At 61.2% G+C, this 3,266-nt stretch carries 2 protein-coding genes and 1 pseudogene; 1 reads left to right on the top strand and 2 read right to left on the bottom strand.

Going from position 1 to position 3,266, the window contains the following annotated elements; genetic code table 11:
* A partial coding sequence (gene purM, locus B3C64_RS03300) for a phosphoribosylformylglycinamidine cyclo-ligase (protein WP_291533700.1) occupies positions 1-698 on the bottom strand: 698 nt, incomplete at its 3' end.
* Between the two features lie 28 nt (positions 699-726).
* Entirely contained in the window at positions 727-2,241 is a 1,515-nt protein-coding gene (gene purF, locus B3C64_RS03295) for an amidophosphoribosyltransferase (RefSeq protein WP_291533699.1), read from the bottom strand.
* Positions 2,242-2,493: 252 nt separating this feature from the next.
* Here purF and B3C64_RS03290 point away from each other — a divergent pair.
* Positions 2,494-3,266 (top strand): annotated as a pseudogene (locus B3C64_RS03290) (type VI secretion protein ImpB); the annotation flags it as partial.

The following is a 3,266-nucleotide window of genomic DNA, read 5'->3' as shown; positions in this document are numbered from 1 at the left end:
AGCGCCTTCACGTAGATCTTCGTCGGGGTGAGCAGCACATCGCCGAGCTTCGCCCCGCCGAGTTCGTCCAGCACGGTGTCGACGGTGTATCCGGCCTGTTCGAACAGGGCCTTGCGCACCAGGGAGAAGCCGTTGGAATGCACGCCGGTGGACGGCAGTCCGATGAGCACGTCGCCCTCGGCGATGGTGGATCCGTCGACGATCGCGGACTTTTCGGCGACGCCGACCGCGAAGCCGGCCAGATCGTATTCATCCTCGTCGTACATGCCCGGCATTTCAGCGGTCTCGCCGCCGATCAGACCGGAACCGGCCTGCACGCAGCCGTCGGCCACGCCGGAGACGACCTGCTCCAGCAAAGCCGGATCGTTCTTGCCGCAGGCGATGTAATCCAGGAAGAACAGCGGTTCCGCACCTTGGGCAGCGATGTCGTTGACGCACATGGCGACGCAGTCGATGCCGATGGTGTCGTGCTTGTTCGCCATCTTGGCGACCACCAGCTTGGTGCCGACGCCGTCGGTGCCGGAAATCAGCACCGGTTCCTTGTAGCCGAGGGAGGCCAGGTCGAACAGGCCGCCGAAGCCGCCGATGCCGCCGACGACGCCCGGGCGGTTGGTGCGCGCCACATGGGACTTGATGCGCTTGACGACTTCGTAACCGGCCTCGACGCTTACGCCGGCTTCTTCATATGCTTTTGGCATATCCAACCTTTCTAGGGTTCAGTTCTTCTCAGTGTTCTTCTTGGAATGGGGTGGTGACGTATTCGTTGCCTTCGTACTTGCTCTTGTACAAGGCGAACTTCGGCAGGCGGACGCGGTCCTCCGGGGTGAGGGACTTCAGGAAGTCCGATTCGTAATCGTCAAGCGCGGTCGGGTAGTCGCCGTTGAAGTAGGCCACGCACAGACCGCCGTACGGCGCCTTCGCGCCCAAGCCGATGGATTCCACCAGACCGTCGAGCGACAGGAACGACAGGGAGTCGGCCCCGATGTATTCGCGGATTTCCTCGACGGATTTCTTCGCGGCGATAAGCTCCTTGGTGGTGGAGATGTCGATGCCGTAGAAGCAGGGGTACTTCAATGGCGGCGAGCTGATGCGCATATGCACCTCGGCCGCGCCGGCCTCCCTCAGCAGCTGCACGATGCGCTTGGAGGTGGTGCCGCGCACGATGGAATCGTCGATGACGATCACGCGCTTGCCCTTGACCACGCCGCGCACGGCGGAAAGCTTCATGCGCACACCCTGTTCGCGCAGCTCCTGCGTGGGCTGGATGAAGGTGCGTGCCACGTACTGGTTCTTGATCAGACCCATCTCGTTCGGCAGGCCGGCGGCCTCCGCATAACCGGACGCGGCCGACAGGGAGGAATTCGGCACGCCGATGACCATATCGGCGTCGACGGGGGATTCCTTGGCGAGACGCGCGCCCATGCGCTTGCGGGCGGAATGCACGTTCACGCCGTAGATGTTGGAATCAGGACGTGCGAAGTAGATGAATTCCATCGAACAGATGGCCAGCTGGGTCTGGTTCGTGTACTGCACGATCCTGTACCCATGGTCATCGACCACGACGATCTCACCGGGACGGATGTTGCGCACCAGTTCGGCGCCGACGATGTCGAGTGCGCAGGTCTCGGAGGCGAGCACATAGGCGCCGTTCTTCATCTTGCCGAGGGAAAGCGGACGGAAGCCGTTCGGGTCGAGCGCGCCGATCATCGCGTTCTCGGTCATGATGAGATACGCGAAACCACCATGCACGGTGTTCAGCGATTCCTTGAGCTTGTCCATGAACGTGCGCTGCGTGGAGCGGCGAATCAGGTGCATGAGCACCTCGGTATCGGAATTGGAATGGAAGATCGCGCCTTCGTCCTCCAATTTGCGGCGCAGCGACAGGCAGTTCGTCAGATTGCCGTTGTGACACAGTGCCATGTCGCCGTCGTGGAAGCGGAAGATGAACGGCTGGATGTTGTCGATGCCGCCGGAACCGGCAGTGGCATAGCGCACATGGCCGATCGCCCTGTCTCCCTTCAGACGTTCGATTTCGCGTTCGTCGCTGAACACCTGGGTCAGCAGACCCGTGCCGCGATGACCGATGAGATGACCGTTATCGTTGGAGACAATGCCGGCGCCTTCCTGACCACGATGCTGCAACGCGTGCAAGCCGAAGTAGGTGAGTCGGGCGGCGTCCGAGTGGCCCCAAACGCCGAAAATACCGCATTCCTCGTGGATGTCTTCGAGTTCAGCTGACAAGCCAAAGCTCCTTCCAAAACCATGGAGACAAGGGATTCGCTACCGTTCAACCCTACCAACCGCCGGCTACAATCGCCGCTTGCGGGAAGTTTTTCGAGACGGGCGCCGCGCATCGTAAACGAAGCGATATATCGAACAATTGTTCGAATATGCTGGTATGCTGGAACCATCGAAGATGAATCGACCGGAAGCCGCCCATGCTCGGGCCCATGCCGGTTGCGGCCGCGCCCATTACGGCGGAAGGAGGATGATATGGCCGAAAGGACCTACGTGGCCATCGATCTGAAATCCTTCTACGCGTCATCGGAATGCGTCGAACATGGATTCCCGCCGCTTTCCACGCATCTCGTCGTGGCCGACGAATCGCGCACCGACAAGACCATCTGTCTCGCGGTCTCGCCGTCGCTCAAGGAATACGGATTGCCGGGCCGTGCGCGTCTGTTCGAGGTCAAGGCGAAGCTCAAGGAGGTCAATGCCACGCGGCGCCGGACCGCGCCCGGAAGGACGCTGACCGGCGAATCGTACGACGCGAAGGCGCTCGCGGCCAATCCGAATCTGGCCGCGGCGGTATACATCGCCAAACCGCGTATGTCCCACTATCTGAACATGAGCGCGAAAATCTACGGCATCTACCTCAAATACGTGTCGGCCGAAGACATCCATGTCTATTCGATCGACGAGGTGTTCATGGATGTCACCGCCTATCTGCGCGCCTACGGCAAGGACGTGGTCGAGATGACGCGCGACATCATCCGCGACATCCATGCCCAGACGGGCATCACCGCCACCGCCGGCATCGGAACGAACCTGTATCTGGCGAAAGTGGCCATGGACATCGTGGCCAAGCACATCCAGGCGGGGGAGAACGGCATCCGCATCGCGCGGCTGGACGAAACTTCATATCGAAGACTGCTGTGGGGGCACAGGCCATTGACGGATTTCTGGCGTGTGGGACGTGGCTATGCCAGAAAACTCGAGGCGCAGGGGCTGATGACCATGGGCGACATCGCCCGCTGCTCCATCGG

The sequence above is a fragment of the Bifidobacterium sp. UBA6881 genome (genome assembly GCA_002451435.1).
Taxonomy (GTDB): Bacteria; Actinomycetota; Actinomycetes; order Actinomycetales; family Bifidobacteriaceae; genus Bifidobacterium.
The sequence above is the reverse complement of the archived record's forward strand: the minus strand, read 5'-3'. Positions and strand labels throughout refer to the sequence as shown.